This is a genomic window from Pseudomonas sp. GW822-FHT07A10 (assembly GCF_058798795.1).
The window spans coordinates 15,617-40,925 of record NZ_JBXAKV010000020.1; the positions used below are offsets into that span (position 1 = coordinate 15,617).

The 25,309-nt window shown below is 58.8% G+C and carries 20 protein-coding genes; 13 read left to right on the forward strand and 7 right to left on the reverse strand.

Annotated elements, in window-relative coordinates:
• Nucleotides 1-74: 74 nt before the first annotated feature.
• Nucleotides 75-833 carry a methyltransferase domain-containing protein gene (locus AC1RL4_RS26125; RefSeq protein WP_019579325.1) on the reverse strand — a complete coding sequence of 253 codons (759 nt, stop codon included), beginning with the start codon at nucleotides 831-833 and terminating at the stop codon, nucleotides 75-77.
• A 65-nt stretch (nucleotides 834-898) separates the two neighbouring features.
• Between AC1RL4_RS26125 and gloB the strand changes: the two genes are divergently transcribed.
• The 8 genes from gloB to fabI all read left to right on the forward strand — a co-directional run bounded on the left by gloB (nucleotide 899) and on the right by fabI (nucleotide 11,720).
• The gene (gene gloB / locus AC1RL4_RS26130) at nucleotides 899-1,666 is read left to right on the forward strand and encodes a hydroxyacylglutathione hydrolase (RefSeq protein ID WP_019579326.1); all 768 of its coding nucleotides are present in this window, start codon (nucleotides 899-901) and stop codon (nucleotides 1,664-1,666) included.
• A 99-nt stretch (nucleotides 1,667-1,765) separates the two neighbouring features.
• Entirely contained in the window at nucleotides 1,766-3,220 is a 1,455-nt protein-coding gene (locus AC1RL4_RS26135; RefSeq protein WP_096480093.1) for a transglycosylase SLT domain-containing protein, read from the forward strand.
• Between the two features lie 301 nt (nucleotides 3,221-3,521).
• Nucleotides 3,522-5,354, forward strand: coding sequence for an extracellular solute-binding protein (locus AC1RL4_RS26140; protein ID WP_019579328.1), 1,833 nt, complete (start codon nucleotides 3,522-3,524; stop codon nucleotides 5,352-5,354).
• Complete coding sequence (locus AC1RL4_RS26145) at nucleotides 5,351-7,192, forward strand: extracellular solute-binding protein (protein WP_096480091.1); 1,842 nt, start codon at nucleotides 5,351-5,353, stop codon at nucleotides 7,190-7,192. Before AC1RL4_RS26140 ends, AC1RL4_RS26145 begins: the two co-directional genes overlap by 4 nt.
• Nucleotides 7,193-7,196: 4 nt before the next feature.
• Entirely contained in the window at nucleotides 7,197-8,270 is a 1,074-nt protein-coding gene (locus tag AC1RL4_RS26150) for a microcin C ABC transporter permease YejB (protein WP_018929626.1), read from the forward strand.
• Between the two features lies 1 nt (nucleotide 8,271).
• Complete coding sequence (locus AC1RL4_RS26155; RefSeq protein ID WP_007906755.1) at nucleotides 8,272-9,291, forward strand: ABC transporter permease; 1,020 nt, start codon at nucleotides 8,272-8,274, stop codon at nucleotides 9,289-9,291.
• A gap of 1 nt (nucleotide 9,292) precedes the next feature.
• Nucleotides 9,293-10,903, forward strand: coding sequence for an ABC transporter ATP-binding protein (locus AC1RL4_RS26160; RefSeq protein ID WP_018929627.1), 1,611 nt, complete (start codon nucleotides 9,293-9,295; stop codon nucleotides 10,901-10,903).
• Between the two features lie 22 nt (nucleotides 10,904-10,925).
• A complete protein-coding gene (fabI, locus tag AC1RL4_RS26165) occupies nucleotides 10,926-11,720 on the forward strand; it encodes an enoyl-ACP reductase FabI (RefSeq protein ID WP_007937760.1) in 795 nt (264 codons plus the stop codon).
• A 72-nt stretch (nucleotides 11,721-11,792) separates the two neighbouring features.
• Here the strand turns inward: fabI and AC1RL4_RS26170 are convergent, their stop codons facing one another.
• Together AC1RL4_RS26170 and AC1RL4_RS26175 are read right to left on the reverse strand one after the other, a co-directional pair.
• A complete protein-coding gene (locus tag AC1RL4_RS26170) occupies nucleotides 11,793-13,022 on the reverse strand; it encodes an NHL repeat-containing protein (RefSeq protein WP_230172543.1) in 1,230 nt (409 codons plus the stop codon).
• A 194-nt stretch (nucleotides 13,023-13,216) separates the two neighbouring features.
• On the reverse strand, nucleotides 13,217-14,083 hold the full coding sequence (locus tag AC1RL4_RS26175) for a LysR family transcriptional regulator (protein WP_204123766.1): 867 nt from the start codon (nucleotides 14,081-14,083) through the stop codon (nucleotides 13,217-13,219).
• Nucleotides 14,084-14,197: 114 nt separating this feature from the next.
• On the opposite strand from AC1RL4_RS26175, the gene AC1RL4_RS26180 reads away from it, so the two are divergent.
• Both AC1RL4_RS26180 and AC1RL4_RS26185 read left to right on the forward strand, forming a co-directional pair.
• Nucleotides 14,198-14,623, forward strand: a complete 426-nt coding sequence (locus tag AC1RL4_RS26180; protein WP_019579332.1) for a VOC family protein — start codon at nucleotides 14,198-14,200, stop codon at nucleotides 14,621-14,623.
• The gene (locus AC1RL4_RS26185; RefSeq protein WP_230172542.1) at nucleotides 14,620-15,897 is read left to right on the forward strand and encodes an amidase; all 1,278 of its coding nucleotides are present in this window, start codon (nucleotides 14,620-14,622) and stop codon (nucleotides 15,895-15,897) included. The genes AC1RL4_RS26180 and AC1RL4_RS26185 overlap by 4 nt, the downstream gene beginning before the upstream one ends.
• Here the strand turns inward: AC1RL4_RS26185 and AC1RL4_RS26190 are convergent.
• The 4 genes from AC1RL4_RS26190 to AC1RL4_RS26205 all read right to left on the reverse strand — a co-directional run bounded on the left by AC1RL4_RS26190 (nucleotide 15,888) and on the right by AC1RL4_RS26205 (nucleotide 19,811).
• A complete protein-coding gene (locus tag AC1RL4_RS26190) occupies nucleotides 15,888-16,496 on the reverse strand; it encodes a GGDEF domain-containing protein (RefSeq protein ID WP_204123768.1) in 609 nt (202 codons plus the stop codon). The two genes, AC1RL4_RS26185 and AC1RL4_RS26190, sit on opposite strands and share 10 nt — an antisense overlap.
• 74 nt (nucleotides 16,497-16,570) lie before the next feature.
• On the reverse strand, nucleotides 16,571-17,149 hold the full coding sequence (locus AC1RL4_RS26195; protein WP_018929632.1) for a hypothetical protein: 579 nt from the start codon (nucleotides 17,147-17,149) through the stop codon (nucleotides 16,571-16,573).
• Between the two features lies 1 nt (nucleotide 17,150).
• On the reverse strand, nucleotides 17,151-19,319 hold the full coding sequence (locus tag AC1RL4_RS26200; RefSeq protein WP_230172541.1) for a xanthine dehydrogenase family protein molybdopterin-binding subunit: 2,169 nt from the start codon (nucleotides 19,317-19,319) through the stop codon (nucleotides 17,151-17,153).
• A gap of 36 nt (nucleotides 19,320-19,355) precedes the next feature.
• Nucleotides 19,356-19,811 (reverse strand): (2Fe-2S)-binding protein, encoded by a 456-nt coding sequence (locus AC1RL4_RS26205; RefSeq protein ID WP_007937751.1) that lies wholly within the window; start codon nucleotides 19,809-19,811, stop codon nucleotides 19,356-19,358.
• A gap of 252 nt (nucleotides 19,812-20,063) precedes the next feature.
• On the opposite strand from AC1RL4_RS26205, the gene AC1RL4_RS26210 reads away from it, so the two are divergent.
• The 3 genes from AC1RL4_RS26210 to AC1RL4_RS26220 all read left to right on the forward strand — a co-directional run bounded on the left by AC1RL4_RS26210 (nucleotide 20,064) and on the right by AC1RL4_RS26220 (nucleotide 25,290).
• On the forward strand, nucleotides 20,064-20,567 hold the full coding sequence (locus AC1RL4_RS26210; RefSeq protein WP_018929635.1) for a VOC family protein: 504 nt from the start codon (nucleotides 20,064-20,066) through the stop codon (nucleotides 20,565-20,567).
• 34 nt (nucleotides 20,568-20,601) lie between these two features.
• Nucleotides 20,602-21,435, forward strand: coding sequence for an AraC family transcriptional regulator (locus AC1RL4_RS26215; protein WP_028940447.1), 834 nt, complete (start codon nucleotides 20,602-20,604; stop codon nucleotides 21,433-21,435).
• Nucleotides 21,436-21,606: 171 nt separating this feature from the next.
• Nucleotides 21,607-25,290, forward strand: a complete 3,684-nt coding sequence (locus AC1RL4_RS26220; protein WP_230172540.1) for a hypothetical protein — start codon at nucleotides 21,607-21,609, stop codon at nucleotides 25,288-25,290.
• Nucleotides 25,291-25,309: the final 19 nt, after the last annotated feature.

Consider the following 25,309-nt stretch of genomic DNA (forward strand, 5'->3'; position numbering starts at 1 on the left):
GCGCTGGCTCGCCGATCGGTGACCGACGATGCCCGAGGCCGGGGCATACCCGGCCGGGAATATAAAAAAGTGTATTACGGTTCGATGTGACGACGATTGACCTTGGCCATCGGCAACGGAATCAGTTTGCCCATCGGTTCGCGCCGTACCTGGCGCACCGGCCGCAGCCCCACCACGATCTTGCGCGCGACTAATAAATAGAAGCCGCCACCCGACAATTGCCAGTCACCGGCCTTGCGCTCCCAACCGGCCAGACGAGCTTGCCAGGCAGGTGACGCAAGCGGCGGACGATAGCACCCGAAGCGGCGTTTCTCCAGCGCGAAGCCCAGCAGGTTCAGCCAGTCGCTGACCCGCGACGGCGAAATGCAGCGCGCCTTGCGCAAGGCGTCATGGGCGAACACATGACGCAGGCCCCAACTGCTCCAGGGGTTGATCCCGATAATCAGCAGATGCCCGCCGGGGCGCACGCTGCTCGCCGCTTCGCGCAACAAGCCGTGGGGCGACAGGCAGAAATCCAGCCCATGCTGCAACACCACCACATCGGCGGCATGCTCGCTCAAGGGCCAGGCCTGCTCTTCGCAGACGATCTCGACCCCCGGCAACGGCGCGCCGAGTCGCACATTGCGCTGCACCTGCGGCGCCGACGGTGGCGTCTGTGCCGAGGGACCGTAATGCACCAGATAGCCGCCGAAGAAGCGCCCCAACTCGTCTTCGAGCATGCGTCGTTCTTCGTCCAGCAAAAATTGCCCGATGGGACCGGACAGCCAGTCACGAGCCGCACTGATCAATGCCAGCCAGTCAGGATCAGCCTGAGCGAACGCTTTATCGGTCATTGCATTCTCCAACGCGCCAGGAAGCTCTAAGATGCGCCAATGTTTTCCGCTTGGCGAATCCGACGATGATACAGATCAGTGCCCTGCCCGCCTTCACCGACAACTACATCTGGTTGTTACAAGACCACAGCACCCAGCGCTGCGCCGTAGTCGATCCGGGCGATGCCGCGCCCGTAGAGGCGTGGCTCGCGGCGCACCCGGGTTGGGTGTTAAGCGATATTCTGATCACTCATCACCATCATGACCATGTCGGCGGCGTCGAGCGGCTGAAAAAAGCGACAGACGCAACCGTCTATGGCCCGGCCAGCGAGACCATCCCGGCACGGGACGTGGCCCTCAAGGACAGCGACCGGATCAACGTGCTGGGCTGGGACCTCGATGTCATCACAGTACCGGGCCATACCCTGGGGCATATCGCCTATTACCACCGTGGTCATTTGTTTTGCGGCGACACCCTGTTCGCTGCCGGTTGCGGACGCTTGTTCGAAGGCACGCCCGAGCAAATGCATCACTCGCTGAGCCGCCTCGCGGCGCTTCCCGAAGACACGCTGGTCTACTGCACCCACGAGTACACCCTGAGCAATCTGAAGTTTGCCGTGGCGGTCGAACCGGGCAATCCCGACACCCTCGAACGACTGGCCAAAGTCACCCGTCAACGGGAAGCCGGAATCATGACGCTGCCTTCGACCCTGGCGCTGGAAAAGCTCACCAATCCGTTTTTGCGTACCGGCGAAACATCCGTTAAAGAAAAAGTGGACGAACGGAATGGAACCGAAAACCGGGCGCCGAGTGCGGTCTTTGCTGCATTGCGGGCTTGGAAAGATACGTTCTAAGCTGCCTGCGCAATGGTACAAAAATTCTGAATGGTTGACCGCAGGGGGTGTGCTTTCTAGAATCGCCCGACATTTTCGCCCGGAACTTACTTCCAGCCAATGTCGTCACCTATTCGTAAAGCCACCAATTCAGACGCATTGACCCGCTTGGCTCAAGCCATCGCGGTGGCTGTGTCCGCCACTTTGGCGGGCTGTTCAAGCCATGTGCCGCAGACTGACGCGACACACACACCGAATATCGCCGCGCGAGCCAAGCAAAAACCAATCTGGCTCAGCGAAAAACCAACACCGCAAGTTCCCCAGGACGTCTGGGAGCGCATGCGCCAGGGCTTCCAGTTGCAGGACAACCTGGGCGTCAACCCGCGCATCGAGCAGCAGCGCCTGTGGTTCGCCAGTAACCCGTCCTTCCTCGAAAACGCCGGCGAACGCGGCAGCCTCTACATTCACTACATCGTCGAACGCCTTGAAGAACGCAACATGCCGCTGGAACTGGCGCTGTTGCCAGTCATTGAAAGCGCCTACAACCCGATGGCCTATTCCCGGGCCGACGCGGTGGGTCTTTGGCAATTCATTCCTTCCACCGGGCGTTACTTCAACCTGCGTCAAACCCGTTTCTATGATGGCCGTCGCGATATCACCGCCTCGACCACCGCGGCCATGGATTACCTGACCCGCCTGCACGACATGTTCAACGGTGACTGGCTACTGGCCCTGGCGGCCTACAACGCCGGCGAAGGCACGGTCAGCCGGGCCATCGAGCGCAACGAGAAGCTCGGTCTTCCAACCGATTATTGGAACCTGCCGCTGCCAGCGGAAACCCAGGCCTATGTGCCGAAGCTGCTGGCGCTGTCGCAAGTGGTGTTGGCGCCCGATGCCTATGGCGTGAACCTCAAGTCGATCGCCAACGAACCGTACTTCCAGGTCGTCGAAATCAACCAGCGCATGGACCTGTCCAAGGTTGCCGCGGTGGCCAACATCGACGAAGACGAACTGTTCCAGCTCAACCCGGCCTTCAAGCAACGCACTACCATCGACGGCCCCCAGCATCTGCTGGTGCCGACGTCCAAGGCGCAACTGCTGACTGCCAGCCTGTCGACCATGCGTCCTGAAGAGCTGATCAGCCAGCGGCCGCTCAAGCCGGTGTTCGAAGGTGCCGACGACAGCGAAATCGCCAGCATCAAGCGCGCCTACCGGGTCAAGCGCGGAGAAAATCTGGCCTCCATTGCCAGGGCCAACAAGGTCGACGTCAAGGACCTGCAACGCTGGAACAAGCTGAACGGCAAGAACCTCAAGGTCGGCCAGACCCTTGTGATGCAGGACACCACCAAGCGCAGCAGCGGTCGCATCAACACTGTCGTGGCGGCGAACAGCAAAACCAGCGGCAAGTCGGACAAACAGAAGCCGCAGACCCAGTACAAGGTCCAGCAAGGCGACTCGTTGTACATGGTTGCCAAACGTTTCAATGTCGAAATGCAACACCTCAAGCGCTGGAACCCTCGGGTAGGCCAGGCGCTGAAACCGGGTCAGATGCTGACGGTTTCTTCCCCGCATTAAACAGCACGCCCTGCCCAGGGGCTTTTGTGGCGAGGGGGCTTGCTGTGGCGAGGGGGCTTGCCCCCGTTGGGATGCGAAGCAGCCCCCTCAACCTGCAACGGGTTTCTTCTGACAGACAGCGCGCACCGGTTTCACGACTGCTTCGCAGCCGAACGGGGGCAAGCCCCCTCGCCGCAGGTATCGCGCTTGCAGGCCAATCCCCTAACAATTAATCGCACATTAAGCCCCGTCTTTTTCCTGTCGATACAAGCTGTTACTGTACGGCCCACAAAGCCCAAGCCGCCTGGATCGGATCTCTGACTTGAAGCGTCCCCTCCTCCTGCTCCTGATCAGCCTGGCCTTGAGCTCCCCCGCAAGCGCGACGATCAGCGAAAGCCACGGTTATGCGCAGTTCGGCACGCTCAAGTACCCGGCCAGATTTACCCACTTCGACTGGGTCAACCCGCAAGCGCCCAAGGGCGGTACGTTGCGGGTGATGGCGTTTGGCACCTTCGATACGCTCAACCCTTACACCTTCAAAGGTTCGAGCCCGGTTTCCACGGCCAACTTCCTGCAATACGGCATCAACGAACTCAACGAACCACTGATGGTCGGCACCGGTCAGTACGCGCCGTCGGGCGATGAGCCAACGTCCAGTTATGGCCTGATCGCCCAATCGGTGGAATACAGCGAGGACCGCAGTTGGGTGGTGTTCAACCTGCGCCCCGAAGCGCGCTTCCACGATGGCACGCCGATCACCGCTTACGATGTCGCGTTTTCTTATCGTCTGCTGCTCAAGGAAGGTCATCCGCAATACCGCACCAACCTCCAGGAAGTGTCGCGGGTCGACATCCTCAACCCGCGGCGCATTCGCTTCGTCTTCAAGCGCTCCGGCAATCCGTTGCTGATCCTGCGCCTGGGCGAGTTGCCGGTGTTGCCCCAGCATTACTGGAAAGATCGCGACTTCAAGGCCACCACCTTCGAGCCGCCATTGGGCAGCGGGCCCTATCGCATCACTTCGGTAACCCCTGGGCGGCAGATCGTCTTCGAACGGGTCAAGGATTACTGGGGCAAGGACCTGCCAGTCAATCGCGGCAAATACAACGTCGATCGCATGGAAGTCGAGTTCTACCGTGACAGCGACGTGGCCTTCGAAGCGTTCAAGGCCGGCGAGTTCGACATCTACATCGAGCATCAGGCGAAAAACTGGGACAACGGCTACGACTTCCCGGCCGTGCGCCGTGGCGAGGTGATCAAGGCGCAGATCCCGCACCAGATCCCGACCCAGAGCCAGGGCCTGTTCATGAACACTCGGCGGTCGACCTTCGCCCAGATCAAGGTCCGTGAAGCGCTGGGGCTGATGTTCGATTTCGAGTGGACCAACCGCACGCTGTTCAGTGGCGCCTACACACGCGCCATGAGTTACTACCCCAACAGCGAGTTCTCTGCCACGGGACTGCCGGTCGGCCACGAGTGGCTGTTGCTCAAGCCCTATCGCGATCAGTTGCCCGCCAAGCTGCTCACCGAGCCGTTCAGCCTGCCGCAGACTGAAGGCCGCGGCATTCCGCGCGAAACCATGCGCAAGGCCTTGGGCCTGCTCGCCGAAGCCGGCTGGAAGCTCAATGGCCAGCGGCTGCAGAACAGCATCGGCCAACCGCTACGCTTCGAGATCCTGCTGGTCAACCCGAACCTGGAGCGGATCCTTCAGCCTTACGTCGAGAACCTCGCCAGCATCGGTATCGACGCACGGCTGCGCACGGTCGATCGCGCCCAGTACAAACAGCGCCTCGATCAATTCGATTTCGACATGATCCTGATGACCCTCAACCAGACCCTCAGCCCGGGCCTGGAGCAATGGCAGTACTTCCACTCCAGCCAGGTCGGGATCAAGGGCAGCAAGAACTACGCAGGCATCGCCGACCCGGTGGTCGACCATTTGCTCGAACAACTGCTCGGCGCCCAGACCCGGGATGAACAAGTCGCCGCCGGCAAGGCGCTCGACCGGGTGCTGCTATGGCAGCACTACATCATTCCCAACTGGTACCTCAATTATCACCGTTTGGCCTACCGCAACCGGTTCGCCTTCGTCACCACGCCGCCCTATACCCTGGGCCTGAGCGCGTGGTGGCTGAAATCTTCGGAGAAAGATCAATGACTCCCTTACGCGCCCTGCTCTTGCAGGCCAGCGGTCTGTTGTTCGCCGGGCTGGCCTGCGCCGCCCCGCAACACGCCTTGACCCTGTACAACGAGCCGCCGAAATACCCGGCCGACTTCAAGCACTTCGATTACGTAAACCCCGACGCGCCGAAGGGCGGAATCTTCCGTCAGGCCGGGTTCGGTGGCTTCGACAGCCTCAATCCGTTCATCAGCAAAGGCGTGCCGGCCGACGACATCAGCATGATCTACGACACCCTGGCCAAACAGGGTCTCGATGAGCCGTTCACTCAATATGGCTTGATCGCAGGCAAAATCGAAAAAGCCCCGGACAACACCTGGGTGCGCTTCTATCTGCGCCCCGAAGCACGTTTCCACGACGGCCACCCTGTGCGCGCCGAAGACGTGGTGTTCAGCTTCCAGACCCTGATCAAGGAAGGTGCCCCGCTCTACCACGGCTATTACAGCGACGTGGAGGAAGCGATCGCCGAAGACCCGCTCAAAGTGCTGTTCAAGTTCAAGCACAACAACAACCGCGAATTGCCAATGATCCTCTGCCAGTTGCCGGTGCTGCCCAAACATTGGTGGGCCACCCGTGACTTCAATAAGGGCAACCTGGAACTACCGCTGGGCAGCGGCCCGTACAAAGTCACCGAAGTGAAAGCCGGGCGCTCCGTGCGATATGAACGGGTCAAGGATTACTGGGGCAAGGACCTGCCGGTCAATCGCGGGTTCTACAACTTCGACGTGATGACCACTGACTATTACCGCGACAACACCGTTGCACTGGAAGCACTCAAGGCCGGTCAGTTCGACTACTGGCTGGAAATATCCGCGAAAAACTGGGCCAAGGCCTACAACATTCCGGCGGTGACCGAAGGGCGGCTGATCAAGGAAGAAATCCCCAACGGCAACCCCACCGGCATGCAAGGCTTCGTGTTCAACCTGCGTCGTCCGGTGTTCCAGGATGTGCGCGTGCGCCAGGCGCTGACCCTGTTGCTGGACTTCGAGTGGACTAACAAGCAACTGTTCAACGGTGCCTACGTGCGTACCCGCAGTTACTTCGAAAACTCGGAAATGGCCGCCACCGGCCTGCCGGACGCCGATCAACTGGCGATTCTCGACCCGTTCCGCGGCAAGATTCCCGAGCAGGTGTTCAGCGAGGCGTTCCAGAACCCGCTGACCGACGCCAGCGGCATGATCCGCACCCAGCAGCGCAAAGCCTATCAACTGCTGCAAGAGGCCGGCTGGCGGATCGTCGACGACAAGATGGTCGACGCCACCGGCAAACCGGTGACCATCGAGTTCCTGCTGGCCCAGACCGAGTTCGAGCGGGTGCTGCTGCCGTTCAAGCGCAACCTCAGCGACCTGGGCATCGACCTGGTGATCCGTCGGGTCGACGTCTCGCAATACATCAACCGCGTTCGCTCCCGGGACTTCGACATGATCGTCGGCAGCTTCCCGCAATCCAACTCGCCGGGTAACGAACAGCGCGAGTTCTGGATGACCGCCGCCGCCGACAAACCCGGCAGCCGCAATTCCATGGGCCTTAAAGACCCGGTGGTGGACCAATTGGTCGAGCAACTGATCAACGCCGATTCGCGCAAAAGCCTGGTGGCCCACGCCCGGGCGCTGGACCGGGTGCTGCAATGGGGCTATTACGTGATCCCCAACTGGCACATCAAGACCTGGCGCGTGGCGTACTGGAACCACATCGGCCACCCGAAGGTTTCGCCCAAATATGACATCGGCATCAATACCTGGTGGGTCAAGCCCGACGCGACACCTGCGATAGAAGTCGAAACCAAACTGCAAGCCGACCCTGCGGGCACGGAGTAATCAGATGCTGGCGTATATTTTTCGGCGACTGCTGCTGATCATCCCGACCCTGTTTGGCATTCTGCTGATCAACTTCGTGATCATCCAGGCCGCCCCCGGTGGGCCGGTGGAACAGATGATCGCCAAACTCGAAGGCTTCGAAGGCGCCACCAGCCGCATTGCCGGCGGCGGAGCCGAAGTGTCGGTAGCCGGCTCGGCCTATCGTGGGGCGCAAGGCCTGGACCCGGCGCTGGTCAAGGAAATCGAGCACATGTACGGCTTCGACAAATCGGCGCCGGAACGCTTGTGGATCATGATCAAGAACTACGCCACCCTGGATTTCGGCGACAGCTTCTTCCGCGACGCCAAGGTCATCGACCTGATCAAGGAAAAGATGCCGGTGTCGATCTCCCTCGGGCTGTGGAGCACGCTGATCATGTACCTGGTGTCGATCCCGTTGGGGATCGCCAAGGCGACGCGACACGGCAGTCACTTCGATGTGTGGACCAGTTCGGCGATCATCGTCGGTTACGCGATCCCGGCGTTCCTGTTCGCCATCCTGCTGATTGTGGTGTTCGCCGGCGGCAGCTATTTCGACTGGTTCCCGCTACGGGGCCTGACCTCGAACAACTTTGATGAGCTCAGCACCGGCGGCAAGATCCTCGATTATTTCTGGCACCTGGCTCTGCCGGTCACTGCACTGGTGATCGGCCACTTCGCGACCATGACCCTGCTGACCAAAAACAGCTTCCTCGACGAAATCAACAAGCAATACGTGGTCACCGCCAAAGCCAAGGGCCTGACCCGTCACCGCGTGCTCTACGGCCATGTGTTTCGCAACGCGATGCTGTTGGTGATCGCCGGTTTCCCTTCAGCGCTCATCGGGATCTTCTTCACCGGCTCATTGCTGGTGGAAGTGATCTTCTCCCTCGACGGCCTCGGCCTGATGAGTTTCGAAGCAGCGATCAACCGCGACTACCCGATCGTCTTCGGCACGCTGTTCATCTTCACGCTGCTGGGGCTGGTGCTGAAGCTGATCGGCGACCTCACGTACACCCTTGTCGATCCGCGCATCGACTTCGAAAGCCGGGAGCATTGAGATGAACCTGTCCCCTCTCAATCGCCGACGTTTCGAGCTGTTCAAGGCCAACAAGCGTGGCTGGTGGTCGTTGTGGCTGTTTCTGATTCTGTTCGGCGCAAGCCTCGGCGCCGAGCTGATCGCCAACGACAAACCACTGGTGGTGCATTACGACAACGCCTGGTACTTCCCGGCGCTCAAGCGCTATCCGGAAACCGCGTTCGGCGGCGAATTCCCGCTGGAAGCCAACTACAAGAGCCCGTACATCCGCGAACTGCTCAAGGCCAAGGACGCCTGGGTGGTGTGGGCGCCAATCCCCTACAGCTACCAGAGCATCAACTACGACCTGAAAGTCCCGGCCCCCGCGCCGCCGTCCGCCGATAACCTGCTGGGCACCGACGATCAGGGCCGTGATGTGTTGGCCCGGGTGATTTACGGTTTCCGGATTTCGGTGCTGTTCGCTTTGACGCTGACCATTCTCAGCTCGATCATCGGCGTGATCGCCGGCGCCTTGCAGGGCTTTTATGGCGGCTGGGTCGACCTGGCCGGGCAGCGTTTCCTGGAGATCTGGTCCGGGCTGCCGGTGCTGTACCTGCTGATCATCCTTGCCAGTTTCGTGCAGCCGAACTTCTGGTGGCTGCTGGGGATCATGCTGCTGTTCTCGTGGATGAGCCTGGTGGATGTGGTGCGCGCCGAGTTCCTGCGCGGGCGGAATCTGGAATACGTGCGCGCGGCCCGGGCGCTGGGCATGCAGAATGGTGCGATCATGTTCCGCCACATTTTGCCCAACGCCATGGTCTCGACCATGACCTTCATGCCGTTCATCCTGACCGGCGCCATCGGCACGCTGACCGCCCTCGACTTCCTCGGCTTCGGTTTGCCGCCGGGCGCCCCGTCGCTGGGTGAGTTGGTGGCCCAGGGCAAATCCAACCTGCAAGCGCCGTGGCTCGGCATGAGTGCGTTTGCGGTGCTGGCGTTGATGTTGAGTTTGCTGGTATTCATCGGCGAGTCCGCTCGCGATGCCTTCGACCCGAGGAAGTGAAATGAATCAGGACAATCTGATCGAAGTGCGCGACCTGGCCGTCGAATTTGTCGTTGGCGAGCACGTTCAGCGGGTGGTCGAAGGCGTCAGCTTCGACATCAAGCGCGGCGAAACCCTGGCGCTGGTGGGTGAAAGCGGCTCCGGCAAATCGGTGACCGCCCACTCGATCCTGCGGCTGCTGCCCTATCCGCTGGCCCGGCATCCGTCCGGCACCATCACCTATTCCGACCGGAACTTGTTGGAGCTGAAAGAGAAAACCATCCGCCACATCCGCGGCAACCGGATCGCGATGATCTTTCAAGAGCCGATGACCTCGCTCAATCCCCTGCATTCGATCGAGAAGCAGATCAACGAGGTATTGGGCATCCACAAGGGCCTGACCGGCAAAGTCGCGACCAGGCGCACGCTGGAGCTGCTGGAGATGGTCGGCATCCCGGAACCCGAGAAGCGTCTCAAGGCCCTGCCCCACGAATTGTCCGGTGGCCAGCGCCAACGGGTCATGATCGCCATGGCCCTGGCCAACGAGCCGGAACTGCTGATCGCCGACGAACCGACCACCGCGCTGGACGTGACTGTTCAGCTGAAAATCCTCGAATTGCTCAAGGAATTGCAGGCCCGCCTGGGCATGGCGTTGTTACTGATCAGTCACGATTTGAACCTTGTACGAAGAATTGCGCATCGCGTATGTGTCATGCAGCGCGGTTGCATCGTCGAACAGGCATCGTGCGAAGAATTGTTCCGCGCGCCGCAGCATCCGTACACCCGGGAACTGCTGGCAGCGGAGCCCAGCGGCAAGCCTGCGACCAATGTAATTGGCCCGCCATTGCTGCAAGTCGAGGATCTGAAAGTCTGGTTCCCGATCAAGAAAGGCTTTCTGAAAAAGACCGTCGACCACATCAAGGCGGTGGACGGCATCAATTTCAGCCTGCCCCAGGGACAGACCCTGGGGATTGTGGGAGAAAGCGGTTCCGGCAAGTCGACGCTCGGTTTGGCGATTTTGCGGCTGATCGGCAGCAAAGGCGCAATCCGTTTTGAAGGCAAGCAGCTAGACTGCCTGACGCAGCAACAGGTTCGGCCGCTGCGGCGGGAAATGCAGGTGGTGTTCCAGGACCCTTTCGGCAGCCTGAGCCCACGGATGTGCGTGAGCCAGATCGTCGGCGAAGGCCTGCGGATCCACAAGATGGGCACCGAGGCCGAGCAGGAACAAGCGATTATTGCGGCACTCAAGGAGGTAGGCCTGGATCCGGAAACCCGGCACCGCTACCCCCATGAATTTTCCGGTGGGCAGCGGCAGAGAATCGCCATTGCCCGGGCTTTAGTGCTAAAACCGGCGTTGATTCTGCTGGACGAGCCGACTTCGGCCCTCGACCGCACCGTGCAACGCCAAGTGGTGGAGCTGCTACGTTCACTGCAAACCAAGTACAACCTGACGTATTTGTTTATCAGCCATGACCTGGCTGTCGTCAAAGCGCTGAGCCACCAGCTGATGGTGGTCAAGCATGGCCAAGTGGTCGAACAGGGAGACGCGCAAAGTATCTTTGCCGCCCCCCAACATCCGTATACACAGCAGTTGCTGGAAGCCGCTTTTCTGGCACCAGCCACTGCGCAATAAACCTGAAAGAGAGGAGCAACACATGGGTTTTCTCGCCGGTAAGCGCGTACTGATCGTCGGTGTCGCCAGCAAGCTGTCCATCGCATCCGGCATCGCTGCCGCCATGCATCGCGAGGGCGCTGAGCTTGCCTTCACTTATCAGAACGACAAACTCAAGGGTCGTGTCGAAGAGTTCGCACAAGGCTGGGGTTCGAGCCCTGAGCTGTGCTTCCCGTGCGACGTGGCCAGCGATGCCGAAATCGCCAAGGTCTTCGAAGAGTTGAGCAAGAAGTGGGACGGCCTGGACTGCATCGTGCACTCCGTCGGCTTCGCCCCGGGCGACCAACTGGACGGCGACTTCACCGAAGCCACCACCCGTGAAGGTTTCCGCATCGCTCACGACATCAGCGCCTACAGCTTCGTGGCCCTGGCCAAGGCTGGTCGCGAAATGATGAAAGGCCGCAATGGCAGCCTGCTGACCCTGTCGTACCTGGGCGCCGAGCGCACCATGCCGAACTACAACGTAATGGGCATGGCCAAGGCTTCCCTGGAAGCTGGCGTACGTTACCTGGCCGGCTCCCTGGGCCCGGACGGCACCCGCGTCAACTGCGTATCGGCTGGCCCGATCCGCACCCTCGCCGCTTCCGGCATCAAGAACTTCCGCAAAATGCTGGCCGCCAACGAAGCGCAAACCCCGCTGCGTCGTAACGTCACCATCGAAGAAGTCGGCAACGCCGGCGCTTTCCTGTGCTCGGACCTGGCGTCCGGCATCAGCGGCGAAATCATGTACGTAGACGGCGGCTTCAACACCACCGCCATGGGCAACATCGAAGAGTGATCTTCGGTTAGCCGTTAAAAAACCCGCCATTTCTGGCGGGTTTTTTTATGCCTGAAATAGCAGCGGTTACCGTCAGCTCTGGATACCCAGGACTTTCGGACCTGGACGTTCACCTGAGTTCAGATCAGCCGCAATGATGATTCGATTTCCGGTGCGTTGGACAATAATGTCGTTCACGCGACCTGTTTGCTCCCGAACCACCCCAGAGCGACCAAAAGAAACGTCGAGCACACCGCCTTCTGTGATGCGTAGCCAGTAAAGCTTCTGCGCAGGAAAATCCTCACTCCCTCCAACCACGATTTTTCTATTCGGTTGTACGGCGATGGAGGGGATATTTAAAAAGCTGGTATCCAGATCAACCACTTGGGTATTTCCACCGTTAAAGGACGGATCCGCGGTGGCATTACCCAGTAGGCGTTGCACGGAAATATAACGTTTACCATCGTCGTTGATCGACGTGACAGCGGCAATGACTATCTTGTCGCCGTCCAGCACCATCGCGCCAAAATTGGTGTAATCATCATTTTCCCAAAAACCGTCAATGCCGAAGGCCTTGTGCAACGTGCCGTCCCGGTTATAGCAAGCCAGGGCTGCCCTTGAGTTTGATTGTTCTTGAGACGGGCGATCAACGATCCCAAACACAACAATACGCCCATCTGGCAAGACGGAGAGGCTAAGGATCTTCGTTATCGGACCTTTAAACCTGACTTCGATCATTCCTGATTCGTTAAAACCGGCATCGGGATTACCTTGATCATCAAGGCTGTATACGCGACCTGCCGAATCGATGGTGATGCCATCGTTGTCAGACAATTGGTAACTTGCACCCACTAAAACATGGTTGTCAGCCGTGAGACATCCCGTGGGTTCGTCGGTCTGCAAACCCTGCCCCGGAGGGACAGGATCAACGGGCAAAGGGAAAATTCTTGTACCAAAGACTAAATTAGGACTTCCTTCTTCATTGAATTGCGTAATCGCAGCCTGCCTGATAAAGGGGTCACTACCTGTGTAACCAATCAACAGGAATTTGCCGTCTTCTCGAGCCAGTAAGCGTGTAGGCTTTTCGAACTGGCCTTTGGCGAAGCTCCACTCAAACGTTGTGAAATCACGATCGGGAGTGCCACCAGACGCGGCACGATACACCCATTGGGAATTGCCTTTTTGAGCCGCGTAAAGAAGTTTTTCTGCAGTTGTTTCAACGACACATTGAGACGAATCTTGCGGAATATTGATCATGCCTACTTCAGCAAATCCCAAATCCAGATCACCTGGTGTTTGCTCCATGCTGGCTTGTGCTGTCATGCGGTCATCCTCCTGAATTGTTGGTTTCATGCAATCCGAGGAATGCCACAAACCATTCCTACAGACGGCCGAGTCCGTTTGATAGGGCCACGATAGTGCGAAAACTGAAAAAAGCATCACTGCCAGAAATAACAGTTTTAGTGTCGTCAAGAGCCAAAATACATTCTTTACAGCACATACCTGCTACATCTGCTTTAGCCAGCAATTTGTGTGAGGCAGTTGGCGAATAGCTGCTGGATCGGCTGTGTGCGCTGGCTGTAGCGCTGTAAAAGGACGATATCGCGATAAAACGTCAACTTACCCAACTGGATGATCCGGACCTTCGCCCCATGCTCAAGCCACAGCCCCGCCTCGGGCAGCAGTGAAACGCCGAGTCCACATTCAACCATCTTCACGATCGCTTCCAGCTCGTCGAGCTCCAGCGCTACTTGCACATCAATCTGCTGCTCGCGCAAAAAACGCGTCACCAATCGCCCACCGAATGAATTGCGGTCGTAGCGTACATGGGGATGGCTGGCGAGTAACTGCAGCGGGTCATCCCCCTCAAGGTCGGCCGGCACGATCAGCACAAACGGCTCCCGGCGAATGACTTGCACCGATAATTCCTTGGGTAATTCAAACGGCGGCTTGATCAGAATCGCCAGGTCCACTTCGCCAGTGTCCACCTGGCTCAGCAAGTTCAGGGATACCCCCGGCACCAGTTTCGCCTCCAGCAATGGCGCCTGTTGCCTGAGTCGCAACAACGCCTGTGGCAACAAACCGGTCTGGACAGTGGCCACCGCGCCGATCTTCAATTCGCCACGAAACTCGCTGATGTCATCACTGACGGCCATGCGACTGAAGATCTCGAGCATTTCCTGAGCCATCGGCAACGCTCGTTGCCCTGCGGCATTGAGGAGTGCCTGACGCCCGGTGCGATCGAACAGACGTATGCCCAACGCCTGCTCCAGATTGCGGATCTGCGCGCTGACCGCCGACTGAGTCAGGCCGATGTGCATGCCTGCCGCTGCGAACGTGCCATGGCGCGTCACGGCAATGAAGGTTTTCAGTTCCCGCAGCATACGGCTCCCCAATTGATCGAAATAATTTGAGCTCGCTGCAAAAACTATCGTCTTTTAATCAAAAAGCACAGGACTAAACTCAGCCTCAACGCTCAACCCATCGAGGCACATCCGATGCAACTGTCCCCTTTTCATTTGGCCATCCCGGTTTACGATCTGGACGCTACCCGGCGTTTCTATGGCGAGGTGTTCGGCCTGGAAGAAGGTCGCTCCAGCGATCACTGGGTCGATTTCAACTTTTTCGGCCATCAACTGGTGATTCATCTGGCCCCGAAAAACGCTTCTCAGGAAGCCGCCCATACCAACGCCGTGGATGGCCACGACGTACCGGTACCGCATTTCGGCGTGGTATTGCCGATGGAAGAATGGGAGGCGCTAGCCGAACGCCTGAAAGCCCTGGGTACACACTTCGTGATCGAGCCGGGCATCCGGTTTCAGGGATTGGTGGGCGAACAAGCCACGATGTTTCTTTTCGATCCCTGCGGCAATGCTCTGGAGTTCAAGGCGTTCAAAAATATCAATCAGTTGTTCGCCAAATGATCCGCTCGCCCCTTGACGCCACCACCCTCAGTGAAGCGGTGGTCAATGGTGAAACTACCGCCGCCATCATCGCCGAAACATTTCTTCAGCGCATTCAGGCTCAAGAGCCGGATATCCAGGCTTTTGTCTCGTTCGACGCCCTGCAGGTCCGCGCCGATGCGGCGCAGCACAACGGCCGTGGCCTGCTGGCCGGCGTCCCCGTGGGCATCAAGGACATTTTCGACACCGCGGCCTACCCCACGCAGTTCTATTCGCCCATTTATACCGACCATCAACCCTCCCGGGACGCCCACGTCGTGACGCTACTGCGCCAGGCCGGGGCGCTGATCATGGGCAAGACCCATACCACCGAGTTTGCGTACATGCACACCGGTCCAACCCGCAATCCCCATGACCTTACGCGAACGCCGGGCAGCTCCAGCGCTGGCTCGGCGGCCGGGATGGCTGCAGGGTTCTTTGCCCTGGCGCTGGGCACCCAGACCGCTGGCTCGTTGCTCAAGCCGGCGTCTTACTGCGGCCTCTTCGCCTTCAAACCGTCGCTGGGGCTGGTGTCGCTGGAAGGGGTAAAACCGTTGGCGCCGAGCTTCGACACCGTGGGTTGGTATGGCCAGTCAGTGCGCGACCTGCACCTGGTAGCGCGCGTGTTGATTCCCGAGTTCGTGGTGCCTGACATCGAGCGGCGTACACTGCAATTGGGGTTCTGCCGCACGTCGCGCTGGGATCAAGTGGACCCCGACGTGGTCCTTGCCCTGGAACAGGCGGTGGATCAGTTGCGCAGCGCCGGCCATCACGTGAGCGATGTACGGCTGCCGGATGAGTTTGCCGGTGTATTCGACGATCATCAGTTGATTAACGATTGCGAAGGTGCCCGCTCGCTGGCAAAGGAGTTTCAACAACACCGAACACAATTGAGCCCTTCGACCCTGGCCATGTTCGAGCGGGCGGCAACCACAACCTGGCAACAGGAATCCGCTGCCAAGGCGCGCCTGGCTGATCTTGCCCCACGCTTGAGCGAGCTTTGCCGCCCCTTCGACGCCATGCTCGGCGCCTCTTGCGGGATGGTCGCGCCGGTCGGCCTGGAAAGCACCGGACCGTCGGATTTCATCAAGTTCTGGGGGGCGTTTGGCTGGCCGCAACTGAACATCCCGCTGAGGCCCGGCCAAGCCATGTTGCCTGTCGGGCTACAGATGATCGGAAGGTTCAGAGAGGATGGTCGGCTGTTACGAACGGCCGAGCACGTTGCAGCGGTTTTGCAAGGCGCCATTCAAGAATGACGAGCATCGAACTGTCGGGCACGCAACGCCTTATCGACCAGAGCCAGCAGGTCTTGCGCCGTTTGGGTTAGCTGAGCATCAAACTCGATCTGCCCGACACTGAAGCGAATGTCATAGCCACGATGCACCGTGGCATTACGCTCATCGAGTATTTCTTCAAGGCGCGCCCTGATTGCGGCAATCTCCACCGTGTTGGCGCCGGTCAATAAGGCGGCAAACTCATCGCTGCCCAGCCGACCGATCACATCGCTTTCACGAAAAGCGATGCGCAGCACGTCGGCAAAGGTTTTCAGGGCGTTGTCGCCCTCGGCACGCCCATACAACCGGTTGATGCGCTTGAAGTCGTCAAGGTCGAAAAACAACAAGGTCGCAGGTTGGCCCAACTGCCGACAGGCCTCCAGCGCCAATTGGGCCAGAGCCTCGAAGCCATGACGATTGGACAGCAGCGTCAACTCATCCATGCTCGCCATCTGCACGCCCATCAGTTCTTGCTCGGCCTTGCGCGCCAGGTCGCGCAGTACATCGCGGTCCTGCACGGCGCCGTCGAGGACGTTCGGCGTGCCCACGCCGGGTTTGAGCGGTTTGTCTGGGGTTAGCATTACTCACTCCCTTGATGGATATAAACGTTAGAGTCGTTCACACCCGGTTTGACTCCCTATAAACGCGCCGCTGGTCAGCTACCCGCCACCGGACACGGCCCTCCAGCGTCCGCCCAGAGTTTGAACTGGGTGACGAAAATGTCGTGGGGCACCGGCACCGGCGTCCGTCCCTCACCTGGATGCCAGCCCCAGAGCACCAGTTTGTCCTCGCTGACATGTTTGATCAGTGCCGCAAAATCACGATCGCCATTACTGGAACGATCCTTGATCATTGCGCACAACCTGTCGGGCGGCAGGCCGATCCAGGCCATTTTGTGCGCGGCTGGCGGCAGGCTCCAATGCGGCGCTCCAGGCGGTGTGTGAGGCCCATAACTGGCGGGCGGATTGCTGTCGGCATGGCAACTGGCACACGGCAGACCGGCCGCCCCTTTGCCATCCATCCCGCGAACCACCCTCATCGCGTGAGGATTGCCGGCGTCGAACTGTAAAGGCGAATCGCCGGGGATATGACAGTTCTGACAGCGCGGGCTCTGGAACACCTTCTGTACCGTGTCAAACGCCTTCAGCGCCTCTTTATCATCAGCGAACAGGTCCGAGGCATAGCCAGTCAGCCCGATCAGCACCACCGCGCCCAGCAACAGATGTCGTTTCATGTCACACCCCCGACAATTGCAGCGGCAGTTCCCGCAGACGCTGCCCGGTCAGGGCAAACACCGCGTTCGCCACGGCCGGCGCCACGGGCGGTACACCAACCTCGCCGATGCCGCCGGGTTTGTCGGTGCTGGGGACGATATGCACTTCGACCACGGGCATTTCGTTCAGGCGCAACACCTGATAGTCGTGAAAATTGGATTGCTGCACCTGGCCGTTCTTGAACGTCAGTTTGCTGTGCAAGGTAAATCCGAGACCGAAGGTGATGCCTGACTCCATCTGCGCGGCGATGCTCTGCGGGTTGACCGCAATGCCGCAATCCACCGCACACACCACCCGGTGTACGCGAATCGCCAGGTTGTCCTGCGACACCTCCGCCACATGGGCGACGTAGCTACCGAAAGACTCATGCACCGCCACGCCCAATGCGTGGCCGTCCGGCAATGGGGCTTTCCAGTCGGCTTTCTCCACCGCCAGATTCAGCACCCCCAGATGCCGTGGATGCGCCTTGAGCAAGGTTCGTCGGTATTCCACCGGATCCTTGCCGGCCGCCTCTGCCAGCTCATCGATCAACGACTCCATGACGAATGCCGTATGGGTATGCCCCACCGACCGCAACCACAGCACGCTGATGCCGGTTTGCGGGGAATGCAGGTCGATCAGGTGATTGGCCAGCCCCTCTAAATAAGGACTGTCGGACACACCTTCGACGGAGGTTTTGTCGACACCGTCCTTGACCATGGTCGCCTCGAACGACGTGCCGGCCATGATCGACTGCCCGACCAGCACATGCTTCCAGGCGATCGGCATACCGTCGGCGTCCAGCCCGATGCGTGCCTGATGCAGGAATGCCGAGCGATAGTAACCGCCGCGAATGTCATCCTCTCGGGACCAGACGGTTTTCACCGGTTCGCCCGCCGCTTTGGCGACGTACACCGCCTCGCTGACAAAATCCGAGGTCGGGTTGGCCCGACGCCCGAAGCCGCCACCGAGGAATTGGGTGTGGATCTCGACCTGTTCGGGCTTGAGCCCGGTGATCTTCCCCGCGATCATCTGATCCAGGGTCTGGAACTGCGTGCCGGTCCAGATTTCGCATGTGTCCTTGGTGATTTTCACCGTGCAATTGAGGGGTTCCATCGGCGCGTGGGCCAGGTACGGCACGCTGTATTCGGCCTCGATAGTCTTCGCCGCCCTGCCCAACATCACCGTCGCGTCCCCGGCCTGGCTGACCGAGGTGCCGGGGGTGGCGGCGAGTTTACGGAAGCTTTCCAGCAGTTGCTGGCTGTCGAGCCCGGCGTTCGGCCCCGGTTCCCATACAACCTTCAGCGCATCGCGCCCCAGCTTCGCCGCCCAATAATGATCGGCAATCACCGCGACCCCCGTGGGCACCTGCACCACTTTGTGCACGCCAGGCACCGCCAGCGCCTCGGCGCCTTCGAAGGATTTGACGCTGCCACCGAACACTGGCGGCCGAGCGACCACCGCAGTCATGAGCCCGTCGAATTGCACGTCCATGCCGAACTTGGCCTGCCCGGTGATTTTCTCCGGGGTATCGAGGCGCTTGGTGGGTTTGCCGATGACCTTCCAGTCCTTGGCTTCCTTGAACTTGATCGAGGCTGGATCCGGCACCGGCAACTTGCCGGCGTCATCCGCCAGTTCGCCGTAAGTGACGCGTTTGTCGCCGGCAATGACCACGCCCGATTCGGTGTGGATCTGCGAAGGCGCCATGTCGAATCGCTTGGCCGCAGCGTCGATCAGCATCAAGCGCGCCGCTGCGCCGGCCTGACGATAGCGATCGAACTCCATCCAGGTCGAGGTCGAACCGCCGGTGATTTGCATCCCGCCAAACGCCGGCAGGCCATACTCGGCGGCCGAGGCTGGCGCGTGTTCGACGCGTATTTTCGACCAGTCGGCGTCCAGTTCTTCGGCGATCAACATAGTCAGGCCGGTCCAGATGCCCTGGCCCATTTCCGAATGGCCGAGCAGCACAGTGACGCTGTTGTCGTTGCCGATGCGTAAAAAGGCATTGGGCGCGAACACCTCTCCTTGATTCTCGGCACCGAAGGCGAAGCGATGGCCGCCAGGAATGACAAACGCCACCACCAGACCGCCACCCAACACGGCACTGCCCTTGAGAAAACCGCGACGCGAGACAGGGTTGATGCTGTTCATTGCTCAGACTCCCTTCAACGTGGCTTCAACGTCGCCTCACCCGATCTCGGCGGCGCGTTTGACCGCGGCGCGGATTCTTGGGTAGGTGCCGCAGCGGCAAATGTTGCCGGACAACGCCTGGTCGATGTCGCTGTCGGTAGGCTTGGGGATCTTCGCCAGCAACGCGGCCGCCGACATGATCTGCCCGGACTGGCAATAACCGCACTGAACCACATCGAGTTCGGCCCAGGCCTGTTGCACCGGGTGCGAGCCGTCGCTGGACAGGCCTTCGATGGTGAGAATTTTCTGCCCGTGGGCCACCGCCGTAGCGGGCGTGATGCAAGAGCGCAGCGGCGCGCCGTCGACGTGTACGGTGCAGGCGCCACACTGGGCCATGCCGCAACCGAATTTGGTGCCCGTCAGGTGCGCGACATCGCGCAGAACCCAGAGCAACGGCATGTCCGCGGGGACATCCAGTTCCTGGTCCTTGCCATTGATATTCAGGGTCAGCATGGCTGATTTCCTCAGACTCACGGTGTTCTGAAGGGGCGCCGCTGTGGCAGCGAAATACCTACGCGGCGCCTTGGGTCATCCCTACAGCTAAGCGCAATTTCACCCACAAGCCATGTTCATCGACCACCGGTCGCTCCCGTCCCGTAGCAGCTCGGCAGCTGCTACGGACTTGTCGATCTACGGCGCCACCCGTCTACTGCGGACTGGCTAATCTGATAATCCAGTGTGTTTAACCTGCCGAGGACAACCGCCATGCAACGCTTTCCAAAAATCACGCCCTGCCTGTGGTTTGACGATCAGGCCGAAACGGCGGCGAAATTTTATTGCTCGATCTTCGATCACTCGAAAATCACCGCCATCACCCATTACGGCAAAGCCGGTCAGGAAATCCACGGCCGCCCGGAAGGTTCGGTGATGACGGTCAGCTTCGAGCTCGATGGCCAGACCTTCACCGGTCTCAATGGCGGGCCAGTGTTCACCTTCAACGAAGCGGTGTCGTTCCAGGTCAATTGTCAGAATCAGGAGGAAGTCGACCACTTCTGGGGCAACCTGTCCGCCGGCGGGCCTGTGCAGGCGCAGCAATGTGGCTGGCTCAAGGATAAATTCGGCGTGTCATGGCAGATCGTGCCGATCGCGCTGATGCACATGATGCAAGACCCCGATACGCACAAGTCCCAGCGCGCGATGCAAGCGATGCTGCAAATGAAAAAGCTCGACATAGCCGAACTGGAACGAGCCTTTGCCGGCCAGAGCTAATACACTCAGGCACTGGCCCGCCGAGGACATCGAGATGAAGCACACCGTCGCCAAAGATGCAGACAAAGCCCCGCGTTTCTGGCGCGACGACGCCCTGCCCTTCATCGAAGCCCGCTCCATCGCCGACGGCCGCGAGGTCTGCTACGCACGGCATTCCCACGAACACTTTTCCATCGGTGCAATCACCGCCGGGCGCAGCACCTACATCCATGAGCAATCGGAGTTTCAGGTCAGCTCCGGCACCGTGGTGTTGATGAACCCCGGCGATGTGCATGCCTGCAATCCGATCGACGACCAGCCCTGGTCGTACCTGATGCTGTACGTCGAGACGCCTTGGCTGACCGACTTGCAGCATCAGCTCGGCTTCAGCCAGGATTCGGCGTTTCGCCGGTTTTCCATCACCCACAATCGCGATGTCGAGCTGTTTGCCGGCCTGAAGAACGTATACGAGGTGTTGATCGATCAGCAGCAAGACGTGCTGCGCAAGCACAGCGCGGCGGTGGAGTTTTTCACCGAGGTGCAACAGCGGCTCAACCCTGTAGATCAACCGTTGCGCGAGCCTAACTTCAAGCTGGAACGGGCCGCCGACTACATCCGCGATAACTGCACGCATCAGCTCAAGCTCGAAGACATTTGCGAAGCGGCGCAACTGTCGCCGTCCTACCTTATCCGCGCGTTCAAACAGCATTACGGCATGACGCCCCATGCATTTCTGGTCAACCGGCGCATCCAGTTCGCCCGGGATCGACTGCGCAGCGGCAGGCTGATCGCCGATGTAGCACTGGAAGCCGGGTTTGCCGATCAGGCGCATTTTCAGCGGGCGTTCAAGCAACATCTGGCGGCGACACCGGGGCAATATCGCGGGTAAGTTAATACGCCGACAAACGCCCCTGTTAAAAACAGATTAGTTAATATCAACCCACGAGCCATACCGACAAAAGTCATACAAAGTCATATAACTAACATGACAACACTCAAAACTATTATTTAAGCTCCCTTCCCACGCGACAACCCAATATCAGAAGATGGAGCTTCTTACTTGAACACGTCGAATAACCACGTACTTCATTCCAGCAACCAACGCGAGAAACAATCAGTCATTGAAGCCATCGCCAACTTCCTCAGCGATGAAGACGTCATGGCAACCGTTGGATGGTCGTGGGATCGTGTATCCGTTACCTGTGACCCGAATTCCGACTTCTCCCAGTTACATCGTCCAGCTACTACCTGCCTGGCGAGGCTCACCCGGCAACCCGACTTCAAAAAAATCGGCGGCGAACAAGGCATCCCCCAAACAAACATCTTTCATGTCAATGAACACGGCCAACTCTTTTACGCCTATGACAATATCAGTACCCGTGAAGTCAACGGCGAGCTGGTCACCGTTGGTTTCTTCTCCGAGCGTAACGACATCGCCCATCACTACACCGGCGTTGCCGATATCGATGAACAGCTAGGCCTCCTTTCAGACAGTGCCAAGCTGACCGGCGGATGGGTGACGTCCACCGAAAAAATCACAATAAGCCAGTGGTTGCGTTTTCACGGCATGCCACTTCCGGCCAGCGTGGAAAGTGCAAAAGAGTTAATTGATTTACTGAATGTCACCACACTTCCAGCACCGTCCCCCTATGGGAACTACTGGGAGTTGCTGAGCCCTCCCAAAGACTCACCGTTCGAACTCACGGAGAAAAATCGCGCCCTCATTCGCGATGTGATCGAGGAAGAAACCGGAGGCGAACTTCCTTTGGTTTCGATTTATGGCCATGCGCTGAAACTTGAAAGCTTTTCCGCCGACAAACTGCCCACCAGCCAAGGTTACCGTCTGGCACGGCTGATCGATATTGCAGTGTCGAGCGCGAATAATGGGCATGCGTTCATGACGGCATTAGGCTGGTTCGCTGATGAAAACGGCCCCAAGCCCACCGAGCAGTTCATCGAACAGCTGATGATTGCGGTGATGCTGCTTGACCTTGATCCGGAACTGGACAGCGCCAATACCTCGTTTGCAGGTTTTGACCTCTACTCGAAGCGTTATTTGCTGCTTCCCCCCTCAGCGGTCCGCACGCAACTTGAACAGCATCTGGTCAGCCAACTCAAGCTCGACGCCATGGTTGCCCCGCTCGTCGCGGAACTGGTCTTGGGTGGCATGGCGCCGGAGTATCTTGCCGATGAACTGCCGTCCAATCTGCGTATCGGCACACCGGCATGGGTCGTCTTCACCCAGGCCGTACACTTTGCCGAAGCGATCACCCCCGGTGTTTCCCGGAACATGGCCTACCAACACCTGCTGGGGTTCGCCCGCGCATCGCAATTGACACCCGAGCTCAAAGCAGTGTTTACCGCACACTCGGCTGACCCGGTGATCACCTGGGCGCTGATGAACGACCTGATCTCCCGGAATTCAGAGGGCAACCTCAATCAGCAAGCCGTTACGGTGGCGATGGATGAGTACAAGCAACATGCGGACATGATGACGAGCGCCTTGATTGATCTGGGCAAACCGCTGCCCCATCGCAAGGCGCTCGCGCTTAAAGAACTGAAATCCCAGGTGCCGGATTGTGACCCCGAGGAACTGTTGGTCAAACATCGCGGAACGGGCGGCGGCGCAGGAAGGCGGGTATCGGTTGTCGATCTTTACCTGGGCGACGAGCTTCACACCCAGGATTGGGATCGAGCCAAAGGGACCAGCATTTACCAGTCCTTCCCTGATCTGGCTGACATGTACCCCGTTGCAGATTTATTTCAGCAAGCGATCCACAATCATTACAACTCAATGACCGAAGCGTTGTCGGCCATTATCAATGTTACATTTTCGCAACTAAGCCTGACGGACAGGTCGTTCATTGAGGACGGCCACCTGGGTATCTATTGTGTTCAGGAGTACACAACCACCCGAGCTCCTTATATTCCCGGCTGGCCGGGCGTCGTAAGACCGGCAACGCCCACCCCCGGAAAGACCGCTCGTTACGGCGTTCTCATCTGTGCGGTGCTCCATTCGGAGCTTCGTTGTTATCAACTGTTCCCGATGAGGACGGAATGTGTATTCAGCGAAGAACTCAGCGAAGTGTTTCGTCCTCTGGTAATGGCCAACGGGCCCATAGCCGGCGCAACATTTGTGGACCACCAACAACATTTGGAAGGCCGTCTGGATATACAGGCTTATCGAGCGAACACGGCCCCCCGCAGCTATTCAAAATCCGCTTTTTTCATCCACAAGATCGGTGAGTTCAACCCATCAGCAAGTGCAGACACCACCACACCGAACCCCTACTTTCGTTCGACGCGAAAAGAAGCAATCAGCAATCTTATTGCAAAAGAGAATCCTTATTTCACTGAAGATGAACTGATGCAACTGGGCTTCGATCAGACCAAACGTGAAAAAGCGATTGAAAAGACCGAAGCTATATACACGTTCATTCTGAACCTGATCATTCCGTTCAAGGAGTGCGTCGAGGAGCTTTCCTCGGGGGTTCCTGCCCGACAAAACCGCGCCATTTTCGGCTGTATCATGGATGCCGCGGCCCTCGCTGTTTCCGTTGCCGTCATCGGCATTAAAGTGGCCGCTATCAGCGCGAAGGCCACAACCCTGGTCTCGAAACTGCTTTCCACTTCCAAAGTGGTTGGCAGTACCGTCATCAGCCTCTTCACTCCCATCGACGATCCTGCAAAGTTACTCACCGGTGGCGGCAAGCTGCTGGCTCGAGGTGTAATGAAGTTGAGCGGCCACGCCCGCTCCGCTTCTCACCTGGCCAGACAGCAATTGCGTTTTATGTCCGGTGCAAACGGCTACGACTTGATCAAGGCCATCAACCATTCCGGCGCGGCCCCACGGATTCGAATGTCGCTGGACACGGTTGCCCATGGTCGTGCGCTGTTCAAGGACGACGGCATTCAAACCGTTGAACAGATTGTGACCCGCCTGGGCAACAAGCACAGTCGACTGCCAGATGGCGCTCTGCCGTCCGAACTGGAGCATCTGTTCAACAATGCGCTTGTTGAATCGGCGACCGGACTCAGGCAAACACAAGATCTGCAGGCATTGATCGGCCGAACGGCTGTTGATGATCTTTTCAAGGCCGTCCTGGAAAAAGCTCAATACAGCTACACCAGCGCCCGCTCCGCATCCGCTGTCCAAAGTTACGCCGATACGCTGGCAACCTTTGCCCAGGTCGAAACGAAAAACGTCACCTACATGAAGAATTACCAACAAAACGTATTACAGCAAGACCTGGGCAAGACACCGTTTAATCAGGTCATGCCAGAGTCAGCCTTCAATCCAATGGGCTTTACCGATAACTCGCAAAGGGCCGGCGCCTGGATCGTCAATGGTTCTACCTCCCCTGGCAACGACCTCGACAGCATCGTTTCGGTACTGCGCGAGTACGCCGGCAATCAAAAAACACTGACTGATCCGACCGTGATCAAACAGCTGCATGCCCGTATCGCGCCAGCCACCTCGGACGTCGTGCGCGTGGGCGTCAATGACAAGAAATACGCCAGCAACATCAGTGGATTCGCCGCGATGGAACAACATCTGAAAACACTGAATTCCAGTCATGAGCATTTCGACAAACAGTTGCTGGCGACCGTCGTAGGTTTCCACGGTCTAGGCGACGGTAATGGCCGTACGGGTCGTGCCCTGTATGCCATCAGCCAGCTTCGAAACAACCGGTTCACACCGCTGACAAAACAAGAGTTCAGTTTGCTGCACGGACTCGATTAAGGTGAATGACTGAGGGTAT